At 61.5% G+C, this 24,678-nt stretch carries 24 protein-coding genes; 14 read left to right on the top strand and 10 right to left on the bottom strand.

Annotated features, from left to right (window positions below):
* Positions 1–168 precede the first annotated feature (168 nt).
* From FBZ93_RS34725 to madL, 3 genes are read right to left on the bottom strand one after another with little or no spacing between them, the layout of a single operon-like run.
* Complete coding sequence (locus FBZ93_RS34725) at positions 169–900, bottom strand: GntR family transcriptional regulator (RefSeq protein ID WP_146991909.1); 732 nt, start codon at positions 898–900, stop codon at positions 169–171.
* Positions 901–1,665 carry a malonate transporter subunit MadM gene (gene madM, locus FBZ93_RS34730; protein WP_146991910.1) on the bottom strand — a complete coding sequence of 255 codons (765 nt, stop codon included), beginning with the start codon at positions 1,663–1,665 and terminating at the stop codon, positions 901–903.
* Positions 1,662–2,102, bottom strand: a complete 441-nt coding sequence (gene madL / locus FBZ93_RS34735) for a malonate transporter subunit MadL (protein WP_146991911.1) — start codon at positions 2,100–2,102, stop codon at positions 1,662–1,664. Before madL ends, madM begins: the two co-directional genes overlap by 4 nt.
* 194 nt (positions 2,103–2,296) lie before the next feature.
* Here madL and mdcA point away from each other — a divergent pair, with 194 nt between their 5' ends.
* Genes mdcA through FBZ93_RS34770 form a run of 7 tightly spaced genes read left to right on the top strand, consistent with a single transcriptional unit; the run spans position 2,297 to position 8,311 of the window.
* On the top strand, positions 2,297–3,943 hold the full coding sequence (gene mdcA / locus FBZ93_RS34740; RefSeq protein ID WP_146991912.1) for a malonate decarboxylase subunit alpha: 1,647 nt from the start codon (positions 2,297–2,299) through the stop codon (positions 3,941–3,943).
* A gap of 10 nt (positions 3,944–3,953) precedes the next feature.
* Positions 3,954–4,271: a malonate decarboxylase acyl carrier protein gene (gene mdcC, locus FBZ93_RS34745; protein WP_146991913.1), complete on the top strand. Its 318-nt coding sequence runs from the start codon at positions 3,954–3,956 to the stop codon at positions 4,269–4,271.
* On the top strand, positions 4,268–5,182 hold the full coding sequence (locus FBZ93_RS34750) for a biotin-independent malonate decarboxylase subunit beta (RefSeq protein ID WP_146991914.1): 915 nt from the start codon (positions 4,268–4,270) through the stop codon (positions 5,180–5,182). The genes mdcC and FBZ93_RS34750 overlap by 4 nt, the downstream gene beginning before the upstream one ends.
* Complete coding sequence (gene mdcE, locus FBZ93_RS34755) at positions 5,169–5,909, top strand: biotin-independent malonate decarboxylase subunit gamma (protein WP_146991915.1); 741 nt, start codon at positions 5,169–5,171, stop codon at positions 5,907–5,909. Before FBZ93_RS34750 ends, mdcE begins: the two co-directional genes overlap by 14 nt.
* The gene (gene mdcG / locus FBZ93_RS34760) at positions 5,902–6,549 is read left to right on the top strand and encodes a malonate decarboxylase holo-[acyl-carrier-protein] synthase (RefSeq protein ID WP_146991916.1); all 648 of its coding nucleotides are present in this window, start codon (positions 5,902–5,904) and stop codon (positions 6,547–6,549) included. The genes mdcE and mdcG overlap by 8 nt, the downstream gene beginning before the upstream one ends.
* Positions 6,546–7,394: a triphosphoribosyl-dephospho-CoA synthase MdcB gene (mdcB, locus tag FBZ93_RS34765; RefSeq protein WP_146991917.1), complete on the top strand. Its 849-nt coding sequence runs from the start codon at positions 6,546–6,548 to the stop codon at positions 7,392–7,394. The genes mdcG and mdcB overlap by 4 nt, the downstream gene beginning before the upstream one ends.
* Complete coding sequence (locus tag FBZ93_RS34770; RefSeq protein WP_146991918.1) at positions 7,394–8,311, top strand: acyltransferase domain-containing protein; 918 nt, start codon at positions 7,394–7,396, stop codon at positions 8,309–8,311. The genes mdcB and FBZ93_RS34770 overlap by 1 nt, the downstream gene beginning before the upstream one ends.
* Before the next feature lie 363 nt (positions 8,312–8,674).
* On the opposite strand, the gene FBZ93_RS34775 is transcribed toward FBZ93_RS34770, so the two are convergent.
* Entirely contained in the window at positions 8,675–10,225 is a 1,551-nt protein-coding gene (locus FBZ93_RS34775; protein WP_146991919.1) for a long-chain-fatty-acid--CoA ligase, read from the bottom strand.
* An 83-nt stretch (positions 10,226–10,308) separates the two neighbouring features.
* Complete coding sequence (locus FBZ93_RS34780) at positions 10,309–11,973, bottom strand: acyl-CoA dehydrogenase family protein (protein WP_146991920.1); 1,665 nt, start codon at positions 11,971–11,973, stop codon at positions 10,309–10,311.
* Positions 11,974–12,076: 103 nt separating this feature from the next.
* Here FBZ93_RS34780 and FBZ93_RS34785 point away from each other — a divergent pair, with 103 nt between their 5' ends.
* Positions 12,077–12,985, top strand: coding sequence for an SDR family NAD(P)-dependent oxidoreductase (locus tag FBZ93_RS34785; RefSeq protein ID WP_146991921.1), 909 nt, complete (start codon positions 12,077–12,079; stop codon positions 12,983–12,985).
* 187 nt (positions 12,986–13,172) lie between these two features.
* A complete protein-coding gene (locus tag FBZ93_RS34790; protein ID WP_167529351.1) occupies positions 13,173–14,387 on the top strand; it encodes an ABC transporter substrate-binding protein in 1,215 nt (404 codons plus the stop codon).
* Positions 14,388–14,452: 65 nt separating this feature from the next.
* Here FBZ93_RS34790 and FBZ93_RS34795 read toward each other — a convergent pair whose 3' ends face one another.
* Complete coding sequence (locus FBZ93_RS34795; protein ID WP_146991923.1) at positions 14,453–16,405, bottom strand: AMP-binding protein; 1,953 nt, start codon at positions 16,403–16,405, stop codon at positions 14,453–14,455.
* Positions 16,406–16,468: 63 nt separating this feature from the next.
* Positions 16,469–17,641, bottom strand: a complete 1,173-nt coding sequence (locus FBZ93_RS34800) for an aminoglycoside phosphotransferase family protein (protein WP_167529352.1) — start codon at positions 17,639–17,641, stop codon at positions 16,469–16,471.
* A gap of 267 nt (positions 17,642–17,908) precedes the next feature.
* Here FBZ93_RS34800 and FBZ93_RS34805 point away from each other — a divergent pair, with 267 nt between their 5' ends.
* The 4 genes from FBZ93_RS34805 (at position 17,909) to FBZ93_RS34820 (ending at position 21,283) form a co-directional block, all read left to right on the top strand.
* Entirely contained in the window at positions 17,909–19,105 is a 1,197-nt protein-coding gene (locus FBZ93_RS34805) for an ABC transporter substrate-binding protein (RefSeq protein ID WP_146991925.1), read from the top strand.
* 75 nt (positions 19,106–19,180) lie between these two features.
* Entirely contained in the window at positions 19,181–20,329 is a 1,149-nt protein-coding gene (locus tag FBZ93_RS34810; protein ID WP_146991938.1) for a thiolase domain-containing protein, read from the top strand.
* On the top strand, positions 20,329–20,718 hold the full coding sequence (locus FBZ93_RS34815) for a Zn-ribbon domain-containing OB-fold protein (RefSeq protein ID WP_146991926.1): 390 nt from the start codon (positions 20,329–20,331) through the stop codon (positions 20,716–20,718). Before FBZ93_RS34810 ends, FBZ93_RS34815 begins: the two co-directional genes overlap by 1 nt.
* Before the next feature lie 100 nt (positions 20,719–20,818).
* Positions 20,819–21,283, top strand: coding sequence for a hypothetical protein (locus tag FBZ93_RS34820; protein WP_146991927.1), 465 nt, complete (start codon positions 20,819–20,821; stop codon positions 21,281–21,283).
* A gap of 135 nt (positions 21,284–21,418) precedes the next feature.
* Here FBZ93_RS34820 and FBZ93_RS41145 read toward each other — a convergent pair whose 3' ends face one another.
* The 3 genes from FBZ93_RS41145 to FBZ93_RS34835 form a co-directional block, all read right to left on the bottom strand.
* Positions 21,419–21,811: an alpha/beta fold hydrolase gene (locus tag FBZ93_RS41145; RefSeq protein ID WP_208764100.1), complete on the bottom strand. Its 393-nt coding sequence runs from the start codon at positions 21,809–21,811 to the stop codon at positions 21,419–21,421.
* Positions 21,812–22,680: 869 nt separating this feature from the next.
* Complete coding sequence (locus FBZ93_RS34830; protein ID WP_146991928.1) at positions 22,681–22,992, bottom strand: hypothetical protein; 312 nt, start codon at positions 22,990–22,992, stop codon at positions 22,681–22,683.
* 287 nt (positions 22,993–23,279) lie between these two features.
* On the bottom strand, positions 23,280–23,786 hold the full coding sequence (locus tag FBZ93_RS34835) for a hypothetical protein (RefSeq protein WP_146991929.1): 507 nt from the start codon (positions 23,784–23,786) through the stop codon (positions 23,280–23,282).
* A gap of 22 nt (positions 23,787–23,808) precedes the next feature.
* On the opposite strand from FBZ93_RS34835, the gene FBZ93_RS34840 reads away from it, so the two are divergent.
* Complete coding sequence (locus FBZ93_RS34840; RefSeq protein WP_146991930.1) at positions 23,809–24,573, top strand: Fic family protein; 765 nt, start codon at positions 23,809–23,811, stop codon at positions 24,571–24,573.
* Positions 24,574–24,678: the final 105 nt, after the last annotated feature.

A 24,678-nucleotide genomic window follows, 5' to 3' on the forward strand; every position in this document is an offset into this window, starting at 1 on the left:
CATTTCGATGACCATAGAAATGGACACGATCCCGCCATAAGCGCCACAAGACCTCGTCTGCAAGGACCAACCAGCATAACGACTACGGCCGTCTCCAGCGTATTCGACGCTTCATTTGTGTTGCGATTTCCGTACGGGACGATTTGCTTCAAAACCAATGGCGGCCGATCACCGCAATTGTGAGATTTCATCGGGTAAGGTCCCGTCGGCCAGACCTCCGACACGATCATCGATATAACGTCGAAGCGCCGCTGCGGCGTTCAACATGTGCGCACGCATCCTGCGCGATGCGGTCTCGCCATCGCCTTCCGCGATCGCCTGCATGATGGCCTCGTGCTCATCCCGGGACTTGCGGATGCGGTCGCCCTGCCGCAGTTGCGTGCGGCGGAAGGCGCTGAGCCGCGCGCGCACATCCTGCGCCTGCTCCGCCATGAACGAGTTGTGCGTCGCGCTGTAGATGCATTCGTGGAACTGGCGGTTGAAGGCGTCGTAGGCATCGACGTCGCTCGCCTCGACCATCGCCCGCGAGGATTCGTGGAGCTCGATCAGATCGCTGCGCTCGAGCGGCGTCATGCGATAGGTCGCGAGCCTGACGCACATCGCCTCCACCTCGGCGCTGGTCTCGAACATGTCCATGATGCGCTCCGGCGTCATCCGCGCCACGACGAGGCCGCGGCGGCCGCGCACCTCCACGAGACCGCTGACCACGAGCTGCCGAAGCGCCTCCCGCACCGGCGTGCGGGACGCGCCAAAGCGATCGGCGAGCTGCTGTTCTTCCAGGGCCGAACCGGCAACCAGCGCGCCCGACGCGATCTCGTCGGTCAATGCGTTCCGGATCCGGTCGGAGAGCAATCCGCCGTCGTCTTCCGGATCAGTCGCGACCTTGAGCAAACCCGCCATTTAGCCTCCTGTGATCGCACGCACCGCGAAGTAAAGGATGGACGGTGCGACCAGACATCCTAATCCCGTATGGAATGTCGCCGTCAACGCTCCGTAAGGCACCAGACGCCGGTCGGTCGCGGCAAGTCCACCGGAAACGCCGCTGACCGTGCCCATCAATCCGCCGAACACCATCGCACTCCGCGGATTGTCGAGGCCGATCATCTTGGCGACGAACGGCGTCCCGATCATCACGATCACCGCCTTGAACACACCGGTCGCGATCGAAAGCGCGATGACCGGCGAGGATGCACCGATTGCTGCCCCGGTGACCGGTCCCACAATGTAGGTGACCGCGCCGGCACCGATCGTCGTCAATGATTCGGCATCAGTGTAGCCAAACGCCGCGGCAACGAGAACGCCGAGAATGAACGGGACCACGGTTCCCAGCCCGAGCGCGACCGCACCGATCAGTCCGGCCTTGCGCGCATGCACGACGTCGACCTCGAAGGCGGTGGCGACGATGGCAAAGTCGCGCAGCATCGCGCCGCCCATCAGACCGATCCCGGCCAGCGCCGGCAGGTCGGCGACGCCCTTCTCACCGCCGGTGAAGAGGCCGCCGAGAAAGGCCAGCGCGAGACCCAGCATGATTGCGATCGCCGAGCCGTGAATGCGCCCGAAAGTGAAGTATTTCGAGATCGCTCCGGAGAGCCACATCAGGATTCCGACTGCGGCGAACGCGGTGATCAGCGAATTCGCGACGAGCACGTGAGACAGCATGGTCATGCGACCCTCCCGGACTTGAACTGAGGCACAGGCGCGGCAAGCGTCTCGGCTTCGCGCGCTTCGATCTCGTCCATCGTCTCGACCCGGCCGCTGAGCCGGCCGATCAGGGCCACCATCGCGAAACACACCGCGACGGCACCGGCGCCGGCAATGATGACGATCGGGCCGCCTTTCGCCGCGGCGACGACGTTCTGCTGCGCGGCCATCGCAACCACGATCGGAATGTAGAAGCTGCCCCAGAACTCGACACCGGTCTTGAGCCCGTGACTGAGCAGCTTGCGGCGCACCAGCCAGAGCCGGGCCGCAATCAGAAAGATCATCGCAATGCCGACGCCGCCGACATTGGCCTTCACGCCGAGGGCGACGCCGAGCAGGTCTCCCAGGAAGCCCCCCAGCAGGGTGCAGATCGCGAGCAGCGCGACACCGGAAATGGTCACGGGCGCCTCCCAGCTGTGAGCATTTGGCGGCCGGCAGGACCTGGACACTTGGTATGCATTCGCATCGTCAATTTCCTCCTGTGTATGCGAATTTCGCTATCTTATGGCAATTAGTATACACTAATTGACATTCGAAGGCAATACGCATACATTCACCGGCATTGAAGCCAATCTCGCATGCCGAGGAGCCCGAAATGAGCGATTGGGGTATGCAAAAGGCCGCGCTGGGCGAGCGCCTGGCCGCCGGCCAACGACACGCCAACGGAAAGGTCGTCCCGATCCCGAGCCTGCCTGCGTTTCTGAAGTCGGTGATCCGGTCAGGTGACCGGGTGTGCCTCGAGGGCGACAACCAGAAGCAGGCCGACATCCTCGCCTCGTCGCTCGCGAACCTCGACCCTGCCGAAATCAGCGATCTCCACATGGTGCAGTCGGGCATCGTGCTGCCGTCGCACCTCGACATCTTCGAGAAGGGCATCGCGCGCCGGCTCGACTTCTCCTATTCGGGCCCGCAATCGGCACGCATCGCGCGGATGCTGTTCGGCGGCAAGATCGAGCTCGGCGCCGTCCATACCTATCTCGAGCTGTTCGCGCGCTACTTCATCGATCTCACGCCGAACGTCGCGCTGATCGCGGCTGTCAGCGCCGACAAGGATGGCAACCTCTATACCGGGCCCAACACCGAAGACACGCCGACCGTCGTCGAGGCGACGAGCTACAAGAATGGCCTCGTCGTGGCCCAGGTCACCGAGATCGTCGACAAGGTGCCGCGCGTCGATATCCCCGGCGACCTCGTGCATTTCGTGGTGGAAGCAGGACGGCCGTTCTATGTGGAGCCGCTCTTCACACGCGATCCGGCGGCGATCACCGAAACCCAGATCCTGACCGCGATGCTCGCCATCAAGGGCATCTACGCGCCCTATGGCGTGCGCCGGCTCAATCATGGCATCGGCTTCAACACCGCCGCGATCGAGCTCCTGCTGCCGACCTATGGCGAGAAGCTCGGCCTCAAGGGCAAGGTCTGCACCCACTTCGCGCTCAATCCGCACCCGACGCTGATTCCGGCGATCGAAGCTGGATGGGTCGAGCAGATCCACAGCTTCGGATCGGAAGTTGGCATGGAGGATTACGTCGCCGCGCGCCCGGATGTGTTCTTCACCGGGCCCGACGGCTCGCTGCGCTCCAATCGCGCCTTCTGCCAGACCGCGGGCCTCTATGCCTGCGACATGTTCATCGGGTCGACCCTGCAAATCGACCTCGAAGGCCACAGTTCGACGGTGACGACCAGCCGCATCGCCGGCTTCGGCGGCGCACCCAATATGGGCTCCGACCCGCGCGGCCGCCGGCACCCGAGCGAACCCTGGCTCAAGGCCGGCGCCGAGGCGGCGCCCGGGTCCGACGCCGCGTTGCGCCGCGGCCGCAAGCTCGTGGTGCAGATCGGCGAAACCTTCGGCGAGCGCAACGCGCCGCTGTTCGTCGAGCGCCTCGATGCGCTCGAGCTCGCAAGCGCGCTCAAGCTCGATCTCGCGCCGGTCATGGTCTATTCCGACGACGTTACCCACATCGTCACCGAGGAAGGCATCGCCAACCTCCTGATGTGCCGGGACAAGGACGAGCGCGAGCAGGCCATCCGCGGTGTTGCCGGCTACACCGACATCGGCCGCGCCCGCGATCCGAAGCTGGTCGAAAAGCTGCGCGCACGCGGCGTGATCCGGCGCCCCGAAGATCTCGGCATCGATCCGCTCGACGCCGATCGCCGCCTGCTCGCCGCCCGCTCGATCAAGGATCTCATGCTGGCTTCCGGCGGCCTCTATCGTCCGCCCAGCCGCTTCCGCAACTGGTGAGGAGTTTCGCATGGAAACGCTCAGCTTCCGACTATCCGCCTCGACGCGCGCCGGCGGCACCCGCATGCAGGCCATCGTCGGCGTCGTCGCCTCCGGCAATCTCGAGGTGCTGCTGGAACGCGCAGCGCCGGCCGACAGCTGCATGATCGACATCACAACTGCGGCCCATGGCTTCGGCGCGGTCTGGGAGGCTGTGGTGCGCGACTTCGTCGACCGCCGCCCTGCCGGAGGCCTGCGCATTTCCATCAATGACGGCGGTGCCCGGCCCGACACGGTCGCGTTGCGCCTCGCCCAGGGCGTCCGCAAGATCGAGGAGCCGGAGCGATGACCGCAGCCACCGCCAACACGGATTCGCTGAGCTGGTACGAGGCGAGCGCCCGGCAGCGCATTGATGCGCTGGTCGATCCCGGCAGCTTTGTCGAATTCATCGGTCCCGAGCAGCGCGAGATGAGCCCGCATCTGGCGATCTTCGACCTGCCGGAGCAATTCGACGACGGCATCGTCATCGGACGCGGCCGTCTCGACAGCTCGCCGGTTTTCGTCGCAGCCCAGGAAGGACGCTTCATGGGCGGCGCCTTCGGTGAGGTGCACGGCGCCAAGCTCACTGGCCTCCTACGCGCGGCCCGCACGCTGCGGCAGGACGTGCTGATCCTGTTCGACACCGGCGGCGTGCGCCTCCAGGAGGCCAATGCCGGCGAGCTCGCGATTGCGGAGATCATGCGCGCGATCGTCGAGGCGCGGCGCGCAGGCGTCAACGTGATCGGTGTGATCGGCGGGCGCGCCGGATGCTATGGCGGCGGCAGCCTGATCGCCGGCACCTGCTCGCGCCTGATCGTCTCCGAACAGGGCCGGATCAGCGTCAGCGGTCCCGAGGTGATCGAGACCAACAAGGGCATCGAGGAGTTCGACTCGCGCGACCGCGCGCTGGTCTGGCGCACGATGGGCGGCAAGCACCGCTACCTGATCGGCGGCGCCGACGCATTCGTCGACGACGAGGCGCAGGCAGTTCGGCAGGCCGCGATCGATGCGCTCGAGGTCACGCGCGGTTACGGTGTGGCGAATCTCGAAGCCGAGCAGTCGCGCCTGGAGCGGCGGCTGCAACGCTTCGGCGCGGCCAGGGACGCTGTCGATGTCTGGCAGGCGCTCGGCATCGACAAGCCGACCGACATCCCCGCGCTTCCGACCGACGCGTTTCTTGCCGCGGCGAACAACAGGGAGAATGCCGATGACGCTCGATGACATCCTGGCCGGCCTGTTTCCGAACGGCAGCGACATCGGCGTTGCCGGCGCGATGATTTCGGGAACGGCGGTCCTTGCCGGTGCAGGCCTGGTCCACGTGCTTGGCATCACCCGGGGACAGCCACTCGGCGTCGACGAGGCGATTGTGCTCGCAAGGCGCGTGATCGAGATCATCAAATCGGGCGATCGTGCGCCGATCTTGTTCCTAGTGGATTCTTCAAGCCAGCGCATGAGCAGGCGCGACGAATTGCTCGGCCTCAGCGAATACCTGGCGCATCTCGCCAAGGCCTTGCTGCTGGCGGAAGCGGAAGGACACCGCACGGTCGGCCTGCTCTACGGCGGCAGCGCGGCCGGCGCGTTCATCGCCACCGCGCTTGCCACTGGCACGCTGGTCGCGCTGCCCGGCGCGCATCCGGCGGTGATGGATCTGCCGTCGATGGCGCGGGTCACCAAGCTTCCGATCGATGTGCTCAAGGCCAAGGCGGAAGCGACCCCGGTGTTCGCTCCGGGTCTCGAGAACATGGTGCAAACCGGCGGCATTCACCTGGTCCTGGACGATCAATCGCCATTGGCGCCGCAGCTCGCCGCCATCCTCGAGCGCCCGCAGGCGCCGGACCAACGCGACCGGTTCGGTGCCGAGCGCGGCGGACGGCGGAAAGCTGCCGAAATCGCCGACCGGGTGGTCATGCTCGCGGCGTCCGCGCCGCAGGGAGCGCAACATGGCTGACGCCCTGGATCGCCACACCATGGTGAAAGTCTCGGCCGCGGCATGGCGCGCCGCGATGCGCCGATATTCCGAACTCGCCGATGAGCCGATCATCGCAGGCTGGGCGCGCGCGGATCGTCCGCTCATTGTCCGGCGGCCGGCGTGCAGCGATGGAGCGGGCATAATTGCGCTCGGCCTGCCGCTGCCGCCGAGCCACGGCAAACGACGCATTGCGCTGGCGCTCGCGCGCGGCGACATCGTCGCATCCGCCCCGCCGCCATTGCTCACTGACGCGGCCGCCACAGCGCCCGCGCAGTGGCGCGAGACGATCGAGCATCTCGTGCGGCTGGTGCCGGAGACCCGCACCTTCGGCAGCCTGGCGTGGCAGCACCTCACCGGACTGCCCTATCTTTCTGACAGTTCGGACCTCGATCTGCTTTGGCCGCTGTCGTCAGCCCGGCAAGCGCACACCCTGCCGTCCGACATCGCCGCGATTGCGGAGCGGGCGCCGATGCGGCTCGATGGAGAGATCGTCGGTTGGGCTGGCGGCGTGCAGTGGCGCGAACTGACCGGTAGCGACGAGGACGAAGTCATCGTGAAGGGACCTGTCGGCGTCACCGGCACGACGCGCGCAGCGTTTCTCTCGGGTCGCATATCATGAACGCCGCACTCAAATGGCAGTCACAGCCTCGACGCGAATCCGATGCGGAGCAGATCGGTCAGCTTGCTTCGCTGTGCCTGAAGCTCGAGGTCGCTACCTATCCGAAGCCGGGCCTGGTCAGCCATCTCGACAACGGCGCGCACGCGGATATGGACGCCGCGCTGCTGTACCTGAGCGCCGACACGCTGGCGCCCTTCTTCGGCGATCTGGCGGCCGCCGGCGCCGAGGGTGCCGGCATGAACCGGCTGCGCGCGATCGGCGTTGCCGCGGAGCGCGCCATGATGGCTGCGACCTCCGGCGTCAACACGCATCGCGGCGCGATCTTCGGACTGGGCCTGCTGTGCGCCGCGGCCGGATATCGCGGCGCGCTCGGCATCCGGAAGTCGCTCGGCGAGCTGGTGTCGCAACGTTGGGGCGACGCCATCCTGTCCGGCCCGGTCTCGCTGCGCAGTCATGGCTCGGTGGCCGCACGCAGCCACGGCGCCGGCGGCGCCCGGGCTGAAGCAGCCGGTGGCTTCCGCTCCGTCTATGACATCGCCCTTCCCGCCCTATATGCAGCGCGGACGCTGGCACCACATGATGAGGAAGCTGTGCGCGTTCAGACCTGCATGACGCTGATCGCCGAGGTCACCGATACCAATCTGCTGCATCGCGGCGGCGCGGAAGGATTGCGCTTTGCGCAAGCCAGCGCATCGGCATTTCTGGCCACCGGAGGCGTCGGATCGTTCCGCTGGCGCGAGCGCGCCGCCGACATTCATCGCGCATTCGTAGCCCGCAATCTGAGCCCCGGCGGCTCGGCCGACCTCCTGGCCATGGCGCTGTTCATCGACCGGATGGAACGCTGATGCTCGCACTGCTCTGCGGCGGACAAGGCACCCTCTCCGACACGATCTTCGATTTGGTCGCCGGTCAGCCCGCCGCGGAGCCGGTTTTCACCGCAGCTACGGCCCGTCTCGGCGAGGATCCACGGACGCTTGTCAGGGCACGAAGCGCCGACCAACTGTCCGCCAATCGCGTCAGCCAGATCCTGACCGTCACGGCAGCTCTCGCGATTCATGCCTGCCTCGCCGACCTGCTCACCGGCGAGACTGCCGTCACCGGCTACAGCGTCGGAGAGATGGCGGCCTGGAGTGTTGCGGGAATATGGACCGCCGACGAGGCCTTGCGGCTGACGGAGATTCGCGCAGGGCTGATGGACAACGCGTCGGGACCGGATGGCCGCCTCGGCTATGTCCGCGGGCTCGACCAGACCATGCTCGACCGGCTGCTCGAAAAACACCGCTGCGAGATCGCGATCAGGAATCCGGACCTTCTTTTCGTGGTCGGCGGCGCAGAGCCTGATGTGATCGCGCTCTGCGATGAGGCCGCAGCAGCGGGAGTGCGCAGCGGGCTTCTTGCGGTGAAAATCGCTTCACACACATCACGGCTCGCGCAGGCCTGCGACCCGCTGCAACAGGCGTTCGACGCCAGCAAGCGCTTCCCCGTCTCAGGCCAGCGTATCCTGCTCGCGGGCGGCGATGGCGAACGCATCTTCACGCCAAGCCGCGCAACGGCAAAGCTCGCATGCCAGGTCGCTCAGCCGATCGACTGGGCGGCGACGCTGACGGCGCTCCCAGAGCTCGGGATCACGCGGGTGCTGGACCTCGGTCCCGGACATGCGCTCGCCGAGATGGCACAGGCCGTCATGCCCTCGATCCGCTGCTACGCGGCCGATGGGTTTCGTGCAATCGAGGGCCTGCGCAACTGGATTGTTTCCGAATAGCCGGAGGCACAGCTGCCGCTGTTTTTCCTTTCGGTGCGCCTCTGATGGAAGACGCTGCTTTGCGCGATTTGACCTCACGCGAACTGAGCCGACCTAACCTGCCAACGTCAACGGACGCCGGCTGCTCTGGGTGAGGAATAAGACAGAATTCAGCATGCGCCCGGTCGTAGCCATAGGCTGGAGAGCGTAGCCGCGACTTTCCCTGTCAGCCCGAGAACGAAGTGGCGTCGCTCGAAGTGAACCTGTGCGACATCATCGCGCGGTCTCTAACCCGCTCAATTCCAATCGCTCGAGGCGGCAGTATCCGGGCCGCGGCGCTCAATGTTGAGGCATTCGATGATTGGCCCATACCAGTATCGATCGTCAGCTCACCCTGCGAGGTTGATTGCGCCAGTGCCTTTCGCGAAGCGGCCCCTTGACGATCTTTCCCGCAGCGGACATCGGCATCTCGGACACAAACTCGACGCTACGCGGACATTTGTAGTTCGCGATTAGCGGACGACAGTGATCGATGAGTTCTTCTTCCGTAGCCGACATCATTGCGCGCAATACGACAACGGCGTGGACAGATTCTCCCCATTTCGGATGCGGCACTCCTATCACCGCGCATTGGCTCACGGCGGGGTGAGCGGCCACGGCATTTTCGACCTCAATCGAAAAGACGTTCTCGCCTCCGGTCACGATCATGTCCTTAATCCGATCCACCACGGTAATGAACCCCTCATTATCCATTCGTGCCGCATCACCTGTGTGGAGCCAGCCGTCCCGTATCGTGGCTTTGGTCGCCTCCTCGTTACCCCAATATCCACGCATCACGTTGAGACCGCAAACAACGATCTCCCCCTGCTCGTTTGGCTCTACCTCCTTGCCTTCGGGGTCGACGATCTTGAGGTTCACGCCATATACTGGAAGGCCCGTCGCCTTGCGCTTGCACGCGGAACCTTGCCCGAAATGGGAGTGCCAAGGGAGATTCGTCAGAATTCCGCTCGACTCGGTTTGCCCGTAGCCCTGTATGAATTGCCAAGTTGGCAGCTTCTCGATCATCCGATCGATCAAGGCGTCCGGAATCGGCGAACCGCCGTAGACGCATTGCCTCATGCTTGTCAGATCGTACCGATCGAAATCCGGATGTTGAAGCATCATGTTGATCATGACCGGAACAAACGTCGCGAAATTCGCCTTGCTTTCTTGAATGGCGCGCATGGTGGGAACCGGATCGAACTTCGGCTCGATGACATGCGACCCTCCCACCATCATCACAGCGATGGCAGGTACAGTCGCCACGATATGAAAAAAACCTGCAATATGCAGGTATTTCGTCTCGCTGCTAAAATGGCAGGTCGAAAGCCAGAACTGCGAAGCGACAAAAAGGTTGGTATGGGACAGCATCACCCCTTTGGGATGACCAGTGGTGCCGCCGGTATATAGAACGCAGAACAGTTCATCACCACTCCCTTGGTGCTCGGGTACCGGGCTTGCGGCGGCGACGAGCCGTCGGTAGTCGAGAAAGCCCGACGGGCACTCACCCGCTCCGATATAGACCACCTTCAACCTCTCATTGGACGCCTTCAGCCTGCTAGCTTCGTTCAAGAAATTTTCGTCTACCAGCAATATCGTCGTATCACAGTCCTCAAGTGCACGACTAAGTTCAGGAACCGACCAGCGCGTGTTCAGCGGCACGACGACCGCGCCAACCCATGGGATTGCAAAAAGTGCACGAAATAATACATCGCTATTCAGCGCGAGTGCCGCAACACGGTCTCCCGGAGTTGCGCCGAGGCGCTGCATCGCGCCTCCTCCTTTTTGGATCTCCTCATAAGTATCGCGCCAATTCGTCTCGCGTCCTCGAAAGACAGTCGCTGTCGAGTCCGGGCCTGTCTGCAAACAGCGTCGAAGCAGGGATGTGATGCGCATGACTCCGCTCCTCGCGTCCGCCTTAACTATGCCGGCACCCGATCCGTAGTAGCGCGGGTGCCCCTCGCCGACGGGACTGGGGGCTAGCCCGGATATGCGCGGCCAATGATCGCCCCCATATCGACCGATATCGGCAAGGTACCGAATGCCCTGCCACCTTGTTCGCCGAGACGGGTCATACAAAATGCGTCCGCCACGAAGTTTGGAGCATTGCGGATCAGAGTAGCCGCCTGCATCGCAACCGCCATGCGTTCGGCGAGATAACGCGCGCGCCCCTCGGGCATATGCTCATCGTAAACCAGGGAGCGACATTCATCGATCGTGGCATCGAGTCGAGTGTCCTGACCACGCACCTCCTCAAGCTCGGCGAAAAATACCTCGCCGGAAAGAGGCTCCTTGCGAAATGCCCTCAAAATGTCCAGGCTGATGACATTTCCTGGCCCTTCCCAAATGCCATGGATCGGCGATTCCCTGTACACGCGTGGCATGACCGATTCCTCGATGTAACCTGGTCCCCCGTGCGTCTCCAGGCACTCGTGCACGAATGGAACGATACGCTTGTTGACCCAGTATTTCGCCACGGCAACGGAAATGCGGCCGAACGCCCGCTCCCGCTCGTCGGTCGCCGAGGAATCGAACGCGCGTGCAATGCGCATCATCAACGTTGTTGCGGCTTCCGACTCGATCGCAAGATCCGCGAGCACGTTGCGCATCAATGGTTGATCGACCAACCGCCGCTGGAAGGCCGAACGGTTCCGTGAATGATGGATTGCCTGCGTCAGCGACAAACGCATCATGCCCGTCGGGATCAGCGCGCAGCCGAAGCGCGTATGCAGCATGAACTCCATAACGGTCGGAATGCCGCGTCCTTCTTCTCCCACCAGCCAACCGTGCGTTCCGTCGAACTCGAGTTCTGTGGAGGCGTTTGACTTGTTGCCAAGTTTGTCTTTCAGGCGCTCGAGCGAAATCGGATTGCGGGTGCCATCTGGAAGCCAGCGCGGTACGAGAAAGCACCCTGGCCCCTTCTCGGTCTGGGCAACCACGAAGATGATGTCCGCCCCGGCGGCCGAGCAGAACCATTTGTGCCCTGTCAAAAGATACTGGCGGCCGGGCCCAGGCTGACCGGCTGGCGTGGCCAAGGTGGAGTTTCGGCGGATGTCGGAGCCGCCTTGCTTTTCGGTGGACGTGAAGGCAATCGTGATCCCTTTCTTCTCCCAGTGCGGGATAGGCCGCCGATCATATTGCTTTGAGAGCATCATCGGCTCCCAAGCATTGGAGAGATCTGGCTGTTTGCGCAGCATGGGCACAATCCCATACGTGATATCTACAGGGCACAGGACCCCACACTCCAGCTGAGAGAACAGGATCTCGGCAGCACCACGCGCGACGTGAGAGCCGTTCCGTTTGGCTCGCCACGGCAGGGCGTGCACCTCATGTTCGAAGGCAAGTCCCATGATGTCATGCCAAGCCGGGTGAAACTCGACGGTATCGACACGCTGGCCGAACCGGTCGAAGCGCCGCAACTCCGGAACGATCCTGTTCGCCAGGTTAGCTTTTTCGATCCATTCCGGATCGAACACCTTGCCGCCAAGAGCACTCAGATTGTCATTTGCCCAAGCTCCGCCCTCTCGCGCGACGGCCTCCCTGAGCGCCGTATCGCTTTCATAGGCGTTCACGTATTCGAGCGGCGGCGGCTGGTTCTCTACGGTATGGGTCCGAAGTTGTGATCTTGGCTGCAAATAAGACATGGTCCATCGCTCCGATCTATCGGCATGGTTGGCCAGAACAGCACGCCGGGCGGCGTCTTGTGCGTCTCGGCAATTTGACCGATCGAGCTCTTGCACAATTGGTATGCTAGTGTACCATACACATTCGTTCAATAAAAATTTGCGCTGTCTGCTGGGAATTTCCAGTGCGACGGTTTCGCACGAGAATTTCCGGCGCAACCAACCGGGGTTACGCGCCGTGAGCACTCCAAAGCCTAGACCGCTATCGTTTGCCGAAAGCGGCGCATTGATCGTGGGCGGGACGTCTGGCGTCGGGTTGGCCACCGCTAGGCAACTGGTAGCGTCGGGTGTCAAACGGATCGCGCTCATGGCGCGTAATGTCGAACGCGGCGCGCGTGCCCGCCAGACCATTCTCGCGGTGGCGCCCGACTCCGACGTCCGATTCGTGCCCGGAGACGCAAATGATCCGGCGCGGGCGCGCGAAGCGCACGACAAGGTCAAGGATATCATCGGCAGCATCGACATCCTGGTCAACAGCACCACGAGCAGCTTCGCACCGGAGCTGTTTCACAAGACGCCTGTCGCGAATATTCCCACCATCATCAATCAGCTGGTCGTAGCTCCTCTCCAAATGTGCGGGCTCGTTCTCCCGGACATGCGGCAACGCGGCACCGGAGTTATCGTCAATATTGCCTCGGATGCCGCCAAATCGGCAACGCCCGGCGAGACGATCATCGGCGCCGGAATGGCTGCGATCGTTATGTTTTCGAAGGCTCTTGCGGTCGAAGCGAAGCGCGACGGAATCCGTGTAAACGTGCTGACGCCCTCGCTGATTGCCGGAACGCCGCTAACGGAGACGATCATGAAGGAGGGCTTCAGCGCCAAGCTATTTGAAAAGGCGGCCAGCCTTGCTCACCTTGGAGTACCGGAAGCCGACGACATTGCAGCGATGATTACGTTTCTCGCAAGCCCGCAGGCTGCGCGCATTACTGGCCAGGCCATCAGCATCAACGGCGGCATTTCAGCAGCCTAGGGCGTTGCGAGAAAGCAGCCTTCGTTCGAAGCAGGCCTACGCCCAGAACTAGCGCGCGACGAGAGTTGTGCCTGCAGGATGCCAATGCCCGGCCAAAGCGGACCGGGATTGCCGCAAGGTCCTCACGAGAAGGGCCGCCCGAATAGCAAATGAACTTAACACGCGCATTGGAGCACGGAGGAAACAGGTGCCAGTTAATCGACGAACGGTGTTGGGAACAGGCTTCGCAACCCTAGTATCGCAGCTTCCGGTGGTTCGCAGGGCAACAGCCGCGACGGGGGCGGTAAAGATCGGCGTGCTCGGCGACTATTCGTCGGCGTACGCGAGCGTCGGCGGCACCGCCCTCCTCGAAGGGGTAAAAATGGCGATCGAAGACGCCGGTGGCCAGGCGCTGGGCAGGCCTGTCGAGTTGATCCACGCGGATTGCCAATTGAAAGTGGATATCGGCGCTAACATCGCTCGACGCTGGTTCGACGTCGAGGACGTCGACGCCGTGGTCGACATACCGCATTCCGGGATAACTTTTGCAGTAGCGGACCTGGCGCTTCCTCGCCGCAAGATTGTTTTAGCGACGAGCGCGGTGAGTTCGGACATTACCGGAACGAAGTGCTCGCCTTACGTCGCTCACTGGACTTACGATACCTACGGGATTGCCAATTCGACGGCGTGGGCTCTGGTAAAAAGCGGCGCCCTAAAATGGTTCTTCATCACCATGGACACGGTCGCCGGCACGGCTATCGAGAGGGACGCCACTGCAGTCTTGACTGCTGGTGGCGGCAAGGTCGCCGGATCGGTGCGGGTGCCTGTCAACACTGCGGATTTTTCTTCATTCTTGCTCCATGCCCAAGCATCCGGCGCCGACGTGCTGTTCTTCAGCGTAGCCGGCGCTGATGCCGTCAATCTCGTGAAGCAGGCCTCCGAATTCGGAGTATCAAACTCGATGCGCCTTGCTGGCAGCTTCACCATGCCGGACGACGTACGGGGAATGGGCCTGCGAACGGCTCAGGGGCTCGTCTACTCCGCGGCATTCGAATGGGATCTGAACGACGAAACGCGGGCCTTCTCACGGCGCTTTCTGGCCCGGGCCGGTAAGGTGCCAAACATGAACATGGCCGGAAGCTACAGCGCGGTCGGCCACTATTTGAAAGCGGTGCAAAAGGCAGGAAGCAAGGACGCGGAACTGGTCATGTCGACGATGCGCGCTGCACCGATCAACGATGTATTTGCGCACAACGGACGCCTTCGCGCCGATGGAAAAATGGAACACGGCATGTACGTGATGCAGGTGAAGAGGCCGAGCGAGTCGACCAGCGAGTGGGATATCGCCAAGTTGGTCGCAGAAATTCCGGCCAACGTCGCAACGCGCCCGTTGTCGGACGGAAATTGCCCACTGCTAAGATAGCCCGCGCGCAGCGGGACACCCGAACGATGGAACGCAAAAGCACGGCGTGAGCCCAGCACGCCGACCTATTGAGCACTAAGCTCGCGAATCTCGCTCTTGAAAGCGAATCGCGAGAAGCATTCCTGAAGCTTTTGCACCAGAGCCGCGTCGCGAAACGACTCAGGCTCCAGCAACACCACCATGGCGGGTCGCTTGCCCGCGTCATCGACTTTCAACGGGATCCTGTCTCCGTCAGGCACAACCTTGACTAGGAGTTCTCGCACAACGCGCTTCATGGCATCGACGCGAAGAGTAGGCTTGGAAATCTTTCCCATGGCGGTAAGGGGCATCGCGGGAATCAGTACCACCTCGACCGGAATTGCACCGCGCTCCATTCGATCGCGACAGAACTCGATGAGTTCGTCGGGCTCGGCCGATGCGCCTTCCTTTAATTGCACATAGGCCATCGGCAACTCTCCCTTCAGCGCGTCGGGGCGGCCAACCGCCCCGGAGATCAAAACGGACGGGTGAAGCTGCAGAGCCTCCTCTATTACCTTGGGATCGATGTTGTTGCCGGCACGAATAATAACGTCTTTCTCGCGACCATAGACCCAGATGAAGCCATCACTGTCGACGGCACCGAGGTCGCCAGTGGAAGCCCACCTCTGACCGTCGGGTCCGCCGAGCACGAACAGATCCGTTGATAAAGTTTCGTCCAGGTAGCCGGGTGTCACCGTGGGCCCCGAGACAATCAGGACTCCCCGTTCGCCGGCTGGCAGCTCTTCGATGAAGCGGTTGTCGGACAGCTTAGCCACGCGCACGTGGTGATGAGGATAGGCGATTCCGACGGAACCCGCGACGGGCCTGGCCTGACCCGTCAGGTGACCGGAGCATGGACCTTGAAATTCGGTCATTCCCCAAGTTTCTTTCAGGTATATGCCCGTCTTTTCGTAGAACTCATTGAGAAGCTCTACGGGGATTGTGCTTCCACCACATATGAAGCTTTTGAAGCAATGCCCCTTGGATGTCCCTTCCGCCTGGTCCAACAATGACGCAACCGTGGTTGGCGCCATGATGACGTTTGTCATCCCGTATTTCCTGGCGATATTCCAGAAATTCCTGATGACACCGGGGTCACGGAACCCCAACGGAGTGAGCGTAAGCAAGGTCTGACCGTACAGCATCGCACGCAGCGAAATCGCGATCAGGCCACCGACGTGAAAATTTGGCATCGCGTGGCCGACAACCTCGTCGCTGCTCGCTACGGATAGACTGCCAAACAACCATGCGTTCAAGAGCTGGCCGCGCGTTGTCAGTTTGACGAGCTTTGGCGCTCCCGTCGTGCCGCCGGTCGGGATATAAATATTGACCGCATCAGGACTGACATTCTCGTCAAAGCTGAGCGAAGCTCCGGGCATATCTTCCAACGACGAGAGAAAATCGTCGCTACGATGCGAATCGATGGTCAAGACATGCTTCAGTGTTCGAACGCTCGAGGCAAATTCGCTGAGTCGGGACCATGCAGCGGAGCCATAACTCCTGTCGGCAACGACAAGAATGTTCGCGTGGACCGCATTCATGATCGACGCGAGCTGGACGTTGTCCAGGGCCGGATTGATGGGTGTGACGCAGCCAGCGGTTGCTCCTGCCCATGTCGCTATCAGCGCTTCGGGCAAAAATGGTGCAATTACAACGACCGAGGGCTTCTCGGGGCTCGCAAGCTTGTGGAACAGATTTGCGGATTGGATTACCGCCCTTGTCAGTTCCGCGTAGGTCAATCTGCGCGGCGCGGCGTCGGGATCAGACGACAAGAGCTGTAAGATCGCGGCCTTGTCCGGATCAGCTTTCTTCGAACTCTCGATCGCCTGCAGGATCGTGCGGCTGGTGAACAGATGATCAATCGGAACCTGTTCGATCGCGCGAATGTCGGCGTGCGAGCGCACGAGCGCGCGCGCGACAGGAGCCCCTGGCGCTCCACCCGACAACCATGGTGTCCCATCCGCTTGAGCCTGCGTCTGCAAAGAGTTCTGTGCTGACATCTTGACTCCCTTGTTTCCATCTTGATTGGGACGGCGCGCTCGGCCAATGTAAGAAGAGGAACGTCACTCCTTCAGCGAATCCAGATCGGCCATCGCCGTTGATATTCTTTCGATCATCGTCAGCGTCGTGTCCTCCGGCTGCATATTCGGCAGCAATGGCGAGTGACAGAGTGTGATCGTCCACATCAGCAGCGCGTGCACGATCTGTTGCCGGTAGTTGCGGAAGCTTTCCTCGAAGTCCGGCTTGAAACCGGTCAGTTCGGCGAAGCGCTCGAGATACCTGGCCAGCAGATCCCTCTCCCACCTGCGGCGATTGTCCGGTGTTAGCGCGGCCGTCACGGCGTAGGCAACGTCACGTGACCAGTGACCGCGCGCCAAACATTGCCAGTCGCACAGGCCCATCTTCCCCGCGCCGGTCCGATACCAATTCCCAATGTGCACGTCGGAATGAAGCAGGCCTTGGGGCTGGTTTTCATGCACGGGGAGCGCGCGCAAGGCCGCCGGCCAGACGGCCTCGCGTTGTGTCAGCACACTTTGGGGAATGACGTGCGAGGCGGCATCGAAAGCCTTGCAGGTGTAATACTCAAGGTCCATCTTCTGAGCGCCGATACTGAACCAGCGCGGGTAAGGGGCGACCCACCGATACTGGGTTGCCAACGCGGAATCGCCGTAGAAGCGGGCGTGCAGCGCGGCGAGCAGATCAATCATGTCTTCTGCCATTGCGCGGGAGACGTAGGTCTTGTGATTGCAGAAGCTGGCCGACTTTGCTGCCACCAAGTCCTCCAGCAGAAGGATAGAGGCAAACGTTCGCGGGTCGAAGGCAGCGTGATACCCGGCCGGCGCCTCGATCCCAAGTTGCGGTCGCAATTGCGTGTAGAAGCGCCCCTCGGCGCGGGCGGTTCCGTTGAAACCGCCGATCATCCTGGTGACAATGCTTGGCAGCGACTTCGTGAACATCGAACCAGGCAGTCCCGCACGTCTGCCCTCTTCATTGTAGGTCACGACCAGGTGATGCCGCTCATGGGTTCCGGCGCTGGCGAGCTTGACCTCGACCTGCGTCACAATCGCCCCCAGTACCTTGTCGCATAGCACCGCGGTCAGCCACTCCGGGGTGATCGCATCGGGCGAGCACGGCACATCGTCACGCTGTCGTGCCTTCGGCCGCAGCAGCCGCTCATAGGCCACCCGCCCTCCGATCTTCAACGCGGCCAGAGCCGTCGCGCTTGAGGTCCCCATGTTTGCTCCCACGGCCTTCGACCAAGGACAGCCCTTGCGCGGCACTTCTCGATCGAGAAAATTAGTACGCTTTATTACTATATATAACATAGATCGATTCGCATTCAAGGGCCAAAGACGCCGCAGGCTCCAAATCCGACTTTCGCGCTGCAGCAGATCCCCGCAAATACTGCATGACGCAATCTCTGTTTTATAGTATATCGTACACACATGTACTGATGCGACTTCCTTGAGATCGCGCACAAGAACCACAAAAGGAGGGGAAACATGAAGGTCTCAGCCTTGGTCACCATCTCGGCGCTGTCGCTGGGTTGCCATGCAGTCGATGCCATTGCTGGAGAGAAGCACTATGGCCCAGGCGTAACGGACACCGAAATAAAGATCGGCCAGACCGTGCCTTACAGCGGACCGGCGTCGGCCTTTTCGAGCTATGGCCGGGTCATGACCGGCTACTTCCAGATGCTGAACGAAGCTGGCGGGATCAACGGGCGGAAAGTGATCCTGATCTCGCTCGACAACGCATACAGCCCACCGAAAGCCATCGAGCAGACCCGCAAGCTGGTCGACGACGATGGCGTGCTCGCCGAGGTCGGGACGGTCGGCACCGTGCCCAACGTTGCGGTTCAAAAGTATCTCAATCAGAACAAGGTTCCGCAGGTCTTCATTTCGGCCGGCGGCCGCCGTTTCAACGATCCGCAGAATTTCCCGTGGACCGTCCCGTTCTATCCGCCGTTTGAGATGGAAGGCGCAACCTTCGGCAAATTCATTCTTAACAGGATGCCGAATGCAAAGATCGCGGTCCTCTATCAGAACGACGATTACGGTAAGGACTACCTCACCGGCCTCAAGTCGGGATTGGGCGGAGGCAGCGCGGCGAAGATCGTGGCGGAAGCGAGCTACGAGCTCAGCTATCCCACGGTTGACTCCGAAGTTCTCAAGCTCAAGGCGTCGGGCGCCGATACACTGATCTATTTCGCGACGCCGAAGTTTGCCGCACAGGCGATCAAGAAGGCCAACGAGATCAACTGGAAGCCGGTCCAGATCCTCGCCAGTCCGGTCAACTCGATCCAGGGCGTGCTGACGCCAGCCGGCCTCGACAACGTCCAGGGCGCCTACACCACCCAGTTCGCCAAGCAGGCCAGCGATCCGGCCTGGGCCGAGGACCAGGAGGTGAAGGACTACATCGCCTTCATGAAGAAATGGGCACCGAACGACAGCCCGTACGATTTCGTCGCGCTGTCCGGCTACATCAATGCGCAGGCCATCGCGAAGGGCTTGCAGCGATGCGGTGACAATCTGACGCGCGAGAACCTGCTCGCGCAGGCGACGAGCTTCAACAAGGACCGAGTCGACATGCTGTTGCCGGGAATCGAGCTGACCAATTCCAAGGAGAACCATGCCCCCTACCGCGCCTTGCGGATGGCAGTGTTCGAAAAGACGTCCTGGAAGCTTCTCGACGAATAGCGACGCGAGCCTCGTCTCTGCCAGGGATTTCCTCCGGCAAGCCAGCACCAGGCAAGAACGCCAATGGAGCACGAGTTGACCATCAAGGGTAGAGCTTACGTCGCGGGAATCTATGAGCATCCCACTCGGCATGCGCCAGACAAATCCATCGCGCAGCTGCACGCCGAAGTCGCCAGAGGAGCTATCGAGGATGCAGGTCTCAGCAAGAATGATGTTGACGGATATTTCCTGTCCGGCGATGCACCGGGCGGGACCTGGCCGATGGTTGACTATCTCGGCCTGAAGGTCCGCCATATCGACAGCACCGATACGGGGGGCTCTTCCTACATCATCCAGCTCGGCCACGCAGCCGAAGCGATTGCGGCAGGCAAATGCTCGGTCGCCCTGATCACGCTGGCGGGCAAGCCGCGCACCGGCCATAGTCCGGTGCGCTCACCCGGCGCCGAAGCGGATTTCGAGGCGGCTTATGGCGCGACCACCCACAACGCCTATGGCATGTGCGCGATGCGTCACATGCACGATTACGGCACCACAGCCGAACAGCTAGCCTGGATCAAGGTCGCGGCCTCACATCACGCGCAATACAATCCGCATGCGCTGCTCAAGGATGTCGTCACCGTCGAAGACGTCGTGAACTCGCCGATGATCTCTGATCCGCTGCACCGGCTCGATTGTTGCGTCGTCACCGACGGGGGCGGTGCATTGATCGTGACGTCGCCGGAGATTGCCAGGAGCCTGAAGAATCCACTAGTGCGGTTGATCGGTCACGGCGAAGCCCTCAAGGGTCCCAACGGCGGCAAGGACTTCGACCTCACCTACTCCGCCGGCGTCTGGTCCGGCCCGCGCGCTTTCGAGGAGGCTGGCGTGACGCCAAAGGACATCAAATACGCCTCGATCTATGACAGCTTCACCATCACCGTCTTGATGCAGCTCGAGGACCTCGGCTTCTGCGCGAAGGGCCAGGGTGGCAGATTCGTCGCCGACGGCAATCTGATCTCCGGCGTCGGCAAGTTACCGTTCAACACCGATGGTGGCGGCCTCTGCAGCAACCATCCTGTCAACCGCGGTGGCATGACCAAGATCATCGAGGCCGTGCGGCAGTTGCGTGGCGAGGCGCATCCAAAGGTGCAGGTCAAGAACTGCGACCTCGCCATTGCGCACGGCACCGGCGGGCTGCTCGGCGTCCGCCACGCCGCTTCAACGGCCATCCTGGAGCGCGTGTGATGAACGAAACCAGGACATATCCGGCTCCTGTGACCAATCCCGAAACGGCACCATTCTGGGAAGCGGCGAAGGCCGGCAAGTTCATGATCAAGCGTTGCACCGCTTGCCACGAGGCGCACTATTTTCCGCGCTCGATCTGCCCGTTCTGCTTCTCCGAGCAGACGGTCTGGGAAGAGAGTTCGGGCGAAGCCACGATCTATACGTTCAGCCTGATGCGGAAGTCACCGAGCGGACCTTATGCGATCGCCTATGTGACGCTGAAGGAAGGCCCATCGCTGCAGACGAACATTATTGATTGCGACCTGGAAATGATAAGGATCGGCCAGAAGGTGAAACTGTCGTGGAAGCCGACGGACGGGGCGCCTTTGCCGTTCTTTACACCGGTTTGAGCCTTCCCTTCGCCTCAAGGGGACAGGCGTTCGGCGGAGGCAGCCTGGACGGCGGGCCGTCGCCACGCGTGCGGGTCCGGTTGATGCTGTCCGGAATTTGGTGGCCGCGCGAAAGCTGCGCACAACCACCCCGCTACAGCGCCAAGATGCAGCCTTTCACGCGGCAAAGGCGCTCGAGAGCACCATCAAGATCATATCCGACGACAAGAGCTGGTCGACGGGCCGCGAGCGTGCCGCCGCCAATTACATTGACAACCTTGTTAGCTGTCAGAACGGACGGTTCCTTGTCCCGTGGGAGGGAAACACGTTGAAGGCCTACTTCATTCACGGTCGGAACCCGCATGGCCATGGCGCGGACGCCACCATCCCCGCCTTGACTTCTCATCAAACCGATTGGGCCATTGAGACGGCGATGGCTTGGATCAAGAATCTAATCCGCCGCACCCGACTAAATCGGTGCAGTAGCAACATCGGTGTGATTAGCGATGACGAACTCGTACAACTGCGTCGGCGGCATCGCTTTCCAGTGATGACCGAGCGCTACGGCAAGAGCCGCAGCAAATGAGCTGAATTCCTCGAGGCCGCAGGCTTTCGACCGCGGCATGAGCGGACCGCTTGAGAATTGCCACGCTGGCTTCGTCTGTCTTGACCGACGAGATCGATGGGCCACGCTCACTGGCGTGCTGAATTCCGTGAAACCTCACTTTCCGTTCTCCCGCAGAAAGTCGATCAGTCGTGCCGACAAATATTCGGGATTTTCGTCCGGCAGCCAATGGCCGGCATCCGGCGCCGTGCCTCCGTTCACGTCGCGCGCCAGGCCCTGGGCCATGGTCAGCTCCACCATGCCGTTGCTCTTGTCGCCGGCAATCGCCAGCACGGGCATGGACAGCTTGGTCTTTTCGAACTCGGCGAAGCGGGTCTCGTCCTCCGGAAAGGCGCGATAGAGCTCGAAACCGGTCCGCAAGCCACCGGCCGAAGCGTAGGCATCGGCGTAGACTCGAATGTCGTCGTCGGCGATCGGGCGATATTCGCGGTCATGGATGAAGTCGCGGACGAAAGTGAATTGATGGCCCGCGATCAGCAGCTCGGGCAAGTCGAGCCGCTGGAAGAAGGCGAAGTGCCACAGTGCGGGATCGGGCTTGTGCTTGGCCTCGTTCCAAGCGGGCGGCCGGTATGGGAACGTCGAGCATGGTCATCGTCTCGGCCTCGGCGGCCATCGCGCGGCATACGCATAGGCGACCATGACGCCGATATCGCGGCCAACCAGATTTGCCTTGGCGGCGCCGAGCGAGTGTACGAGCGCGCGGATATCGCCTACCTTGTTTGCCTTGTCGTAGCTGGTCGCCGGCTTATCGGATTGTCCAGCGCCGCGTTAGTCGACGGCCGCGACCCGATAGCCGGCTTGGGCATGACGTTGCGCCAGGTGTACTAGGTCTGCGGCCAACCATGCAGTAGGACGACCAATGGTCCGTTCGTGTCGCCACCCTCGACAAAATGCAATCGTGTCCCATTGGCTTCGGTGTAGCGCTGCGTGAACTGCCGCTCGAACCCGGCTGGCAAGCCCGGTGCTCGGTTGGCGAATGCGGTCGGATTTGGCGCGGTGAGCGATGGCGGAGCCGCCCAACAGGGCGATGACGGTTGCGAGCGTGCGGAACAACGTACCCTCTTCCTCCGGGATGACAGTGCGATTGCAGATTGGGCGCCGGCCGTCCCGTCCGCCCCCAAGAATGTTCGGACCGGCAAGGCGTTATCCTCCGGAACTACCCAACGGCCGCGTGCGCTTGGCGCGACGGAAAATTGGCTGATCGTTCGACGGAAAGTTTGAAGGCACGTGTTTGTTCCAGTTTTCCGAGTTTGCAGTTCGAAAGGGACCGTTGCGGATGGTGATTCGTTCCAGCCGGAACCCAGCGACGTCGTTGTCGACCGGTTTGGCTCAATAGCCGACGCTGACCGCTCGGCGCCTCATGCAACGGCTTTCCCAATGATGTGATGAAGCCGATAGCAAGCAGCAGGCGCATCCGCTTCGGCGATGTTGGTGGATCCCAGCAGCAGGCCTGGTCCGCACGCATGTGTTGTCGCACGGTGCGACAGGGCCTCCACGGAGAGGCCGCCCTCCTGTGCGAGATCAGCCAATGTGAAATCGCTGATGCCAGAAGCGAATCGCGCGATCAAATGCATCCCACCGGGCCGAAGATCCACCGTGATGTGATCGCCGAATAGCGCCGACAAGCCATCCGCAACTGCGCGGCGACGCGCCGCGTAAAGCGCCCGCATGCGTCTAAGATGCCGCGCGAAATAGCCTGCGCCGGTACTGGCCGAAATAGGCCACTCGCAGATGCGAAATAGGCCACTAGCAAAAAGCGGTCCCCGTCAGGGACCGCCGGTCGTGAGCGGAACAGGCGCAATCCGACTAGATGATTGCGTTCTTTGACGGTGGGATATTCGACCACCTCTCCACGATTGTTTGGCATGCGGCCTTCATGTTCGCGAACATCCTAACTGCGCTTCCCGGTGCCGGGTAAAGCGTCCCGCTAAAGGCATCCAAGGTGACGCAGATCGCTTTATCCCGCCTCTGCGCCTTCCTCTGTGAAGTACTCTTTGAGCATGCCGAACGCTGCCGCCGACTGATAGTTGCCGACGCTGGGATCGAGGGGAGTACCCTTCGCATAGCGGAGCATGAAAGCGCCGTTGCGTTGCTTATTGCTTTTATCCACGCGTCTCAAAATGAGGTGCGGAGAGAAGCGCACTTTCACGCCTTGAATTTCTGCGGCCGGGAAGACTTTGCCGGGCAAAATCTCCGCGTTCGGCAATTTGATGCTAGCGACGACTTCGCTGAATCTCTCGACGTAATCGGCATTGGCCTCATTCGTGAGAGCCTCGAAATCGCCCGTTGCAAGTTTATTGCGGATGAAATCCGCTTTCTTTTCCAAAGTCTTGGGATCGGGCGCGCCGGATTGGAGCGCGCTCGAAATCGTGATCTGCGCCTCCTTGTGCTGGAGCAACCTGGCAAGGGGCCGATACTTGCATCCCTCAATGATGGAACGGCGACGACGCTCGGACGCCGCCATGTAGTCCGCCAGATAGCGAACGGTGATTTCCGCTTACGAAGCGCCTGACGTTGAGATCGTCAACGATCTGATCGAGGAGCTTGTTCTGTCGCTGAAACGACAAACGCGCGGCCCTTCAATTGTGCGAGCTGCAATGGCTCATCTCAATTTTACTATGATCCATCCGTTCTCGGATGGTAACGGGCGTTTGGCGCGCGCTGTTCAGACTCTTGTGTTGGCTAGCGATGGCATCCTTGATCCGGTGTTCTCCTCAATCGAAGAGTGGCTTGGCGCCAACATTCAGAGCTATTACGACGTGCTAGCTGAGGTGGGAAAGGAGAAGTGGAATCCCACCAATGATGCGTTGCCTTGGGTTAGATACTGCTTGAGGGCGCATTATCAGCAAGCAGCAAGGATGATCCGTCGCGTTCAGGAAGCCGACGCCTTATACAACAAGATCATGGATATAATCGCGAAGCACGGTTTGAATGAGCGATTTTGGTTTCCGATGTTCGATGCCGCTCTAGGCATAAGGGTTTCCAACTCGCGCTATCGGCGCGACACAGAAGTTACGGAAATCACCGCATCGCGCGATCTCAAGAGATTGTGTGAAGCTAATCTCTTGCTCCCTCATGGGGAGAGGAAGATGAGAACCTATTCCGCTGCACCGGCTCTGTTAGAGGCGCGCAAATCGATACGAATCCAACGGGTCGTTGATGATCCTTATGAAGTCGTGAAAAGCCGCTTCAGACGCGCCCAGAGACTTGCCGAAGAGGAGCGCCAATCGCCAAGGCTGCCGGGCTTGTGAGGATGTAATGAGTCGTTCGTGAAGAACCGGCGCGCCGCCGGGCTCAGGCGATATTTGGCGCCGGGATGGTCTCGAGGAAGGCTCGGATGATGGCACGCAAGAGCT

Source organism: Bradyrhizobium macuxiense, from assembly GCF_007993935.1.
GTDB classification, from domain to species: domain Bacteria; phylum Pseudomonadota; class Alphaproteobacteria; order Rhizobiales; family Xanthobacteraceae; genus Bradyrhizobium; species Bradyrhizobium macuxiense_A.

Bases quoted from the DNA above. Each gene is read 5' to 3' on its own strand.
- FBZ93_RS34725 (WP_146991909.1), bottom strand. From the start codon at position 900: ATGGCGGGTTTGCTCAAGGTCGCGACTGATCCGGAAGACGACGGCGGA.
- madM (WP_146991910.1), bottom strand. From the start codon at position 1,665: ATGACCATGCTGTCTCACGTGCTCGTCGCGAATTCGCTGATCACCGCG.
- mdcA (WP_146991912.1), top strand. From the start codon at position 2,297: ATGAGCGATTGGGGTATGCAAAAGGCCGCGCTGGGCGAGCGCCTGGCC.
- mdcC (WP_146991913.1), top strand. From the start codon at position 3,954: ATGGAAACGCTCAGCTTCCGACTATCCGCCTCGACGCGCGCCGGCGGC.
- FBZ93_RS34750 (WP_146991914.1), top strand. From the start codon at position 4,268: ATGACCGCAGCCACCGCCAACACGGATTCGCTGAGCTGGTACGAGGCG.
- mdcE (WP_146991915.1), top strand. From the start codon at position 5,169: ATGACGCTCGATGACATCCTGGCCGGCCTGTTTCCGAACGGCAGCGAC.
- mdcG (WP_146991916.1), top strand. From the start codon at position 5,902: ATGGCTGACGCCCTGGATCGCCACACCATGGTGAAAGTCTCGGCCGCG.
- mdcB (WP_146991917.1), top strand. From the start codon at position 6,546: ATGAACGCCGCACTCAAATGGCAGTCACAGCCTCGACGCGAATCCGAT.
- FBZ93_RS34770 (WP_146991918.1), top strand. From the start codon at position 7,394: ATGCTCGCACTGCTCTGCGGCGGACAAGGCACCCTCTCCGACACGATC.
- FBZ93_RS34775 (WP_146991919.1), bottom strand. From the start codon at position 10,225: ATGCGCATCACATCCCTGCTTCGACGCTGTTTGCAGACAGGCCCGGAC.
- FBZ93_RS34780 (WP_146991920.1), bottom strand. From the start codon at position 11,973: ATGTCTTATTTGCAGCCAAGATCACAACTTCGGACCCATACCGTAGAG.
- FBZ93_RS34785 (WP_146991921.1), top strand. From the start codon at position 12,077: ATGCTAGTGTACCATACACATTCGTTCAATAAAAATTTGCGCTGTCTG.
- FBZ93_RS34795 (WP_146991923.1), bottom strand. From the start codon at position 16,405: ATGTCAGCACAGAACTCTTTGCAGACGCAGGCTCAAGCGGATGGGACA.
- FBZ93_RS34800 (WP_167529352.1), bottom strand. From the start codon at position 17,641: ATGGGGACCTCAAGCGCGACGGCTCTGGCCGCGTTGAAGATCGGAGGG.
- FBZ93_RS34805 (WP_146991925.1), top strand. From the start codon at position 17,909: ATGAAGGTCTCAGCCTTGGTCACCATCTCGGCGCTGTCGCTGGGTTGC.
- FBZ93_RS34815 (WP_146991926.1), top strand. From the start codon at position 20,329: ATGAACGAAACCAGGACATATCCGGCTCCTGTGACCAATCCCGAAACG.
- FBZ93_RS34830 (WP_146991928.1), bottom strand. From the start codon at position 22,992: ATGCGGGCGCTTTACGCGGCGCGTCGCCGCGCAGTTGCGGATGGCTTG.
- FBZ93_RS34835 (WP_146991929.1), bottom strand. From the start codon at position 23,786: ATGGCGGCGTCCGAGCGTCGTCGCCGTTCCATCATTGAGGGATGCAAG.